Source organism: Bradyrhizobium sp. Ken01, from assembly GCF_055807355.1.
This window is the reverse complement of sequence record NZ_JBVVPC010000136.1, coordinates 1-1,214: the sequence shown is the minus strand read 5'-3', so window position 1 is coordinate 1,214 and position 1,214 is coordinate 1. Positions and strand designations below refer to the sequence as shown.

The 1,214-nt window shown below is 61.8% G+C and carries 1 protein-coding gene; it reads left to right on the top strand.

What is annotated here, in order from left to right; genetic code table 11:
- The first annotated feature begins 95 nt into the window (after positions 1-95).
- Complete coding sequence (locus AC0L3S_RS39040; RefSeq protein WP_473285271.1) at positions 96-1,214, top strand: IS630 family transposase; 1,119 nt, start codon at positions 96-98, stop codon at positions 1,212-1,214.

The following is a 1,214-nucleotide window of genomic DNA, read 5'->3' as shown; positions in this document are numbered from 1 at the left end:
CTAGTGTCCTGAGTCACAAGTTCGCAATCATAGATTCGCAGTAGATTCGCGTCGCCGTGCCAAGGATGGAGGCTGCAGCAGCGACGGAGGATCTGATGGCGGCCCAGCAACTTGCGCCCCTGACGTTGAGCGATGAAGAGCGTGCCGAACTGAAGTCGCTGACGATGCGGCGGAAGACGGCGCAGGCGCTGGCTCTGAGAGCCCGGATCGTACTGACCTGCGCGGAAGGCGGTCAGAACAAAGAAGTGGCGGCCAAGCTGGGCCTGGACCGATCGACGGTAGGCAAGTGGCGACGACGTTTTGTGGAGCGGCGCGTGGACGGGCTGCACGACGAGCCGCGTTCCGGGGCGCCACGCACGGTTGACGATGCCCGCATTGAAGCCGTGATCGTGAGGACGTTGGAGAGTTGCCCCGAGAACGCCACCCATTGGAGTTCCCGCGACATGGCGAAGGCCAGCGGCCTATCGGTGTCGACGGTGCAACGCATCTGGCGGGCCTTCGGGCTCCAGCCGCACCGGATGGAGACGTTCAAGCTCTCGACCGATCCAAACTTCGTGGCCAAAGTGCGCGATGTCGTCGGCCTTTACGTCTCGCCGCCGGAGCACGCCATCGTTTTATGTGTGGATGAGAAGTCCCAAATCCAGGCGCTGGACCGCAGTCAGCCGATGCTGCCGATGCGTCCCGGCCAGCCGGCCAGAAGAAGCCATGACTACACCAGGCACGGCACCACATCACTGTTCGCCGCCCTCGATATTGCGACCGGACGGGTTATAGGCAAGTGCTACGGACGCCACCGCGCTGCTGAGTTCCGCAAGTTCCTCGACGAGATCGAAGCTGCCGTGCCGCGTGAACTCGACGTTCATCTCGTGATGGACAACTACGCCACGCACAAGACCCCAATGATCCGGAGATGGCTGGCTAAACGGCCGCGTTGGCACGTGCACCTGACCCCGACCAGTTCGTCATGGCTCAACCAGGTCGAGCGCTTCTTCGCGCTCCTCACCGATAAGAAGATCAGGCGCGGCGTCTATCGCAGCGTCGCCGCCCTCAGGGCGGACATCGCCTCGTTTATCGAACGACACAACGCCGATCCAAAACCGTTCCGATGGACTAAGTCCGCCGATGACATCCTTGCTTCCATCGAACGCTTCTGCCGATACAATGCCCCGGCAAAACACGACCCGATGTCCCGAACTTCTGGTTCAGGACACTAG

Excerpts from the sequence above, each read along its gene's own strand:
- AC0L3S_RS39040 (WP_473285271.1), top strand. The coding sequence starts at position 96 with ATGGCGGCCCAGCAACTTGCGCCCCTGACGTTGAGCGATGAAGAGCGT.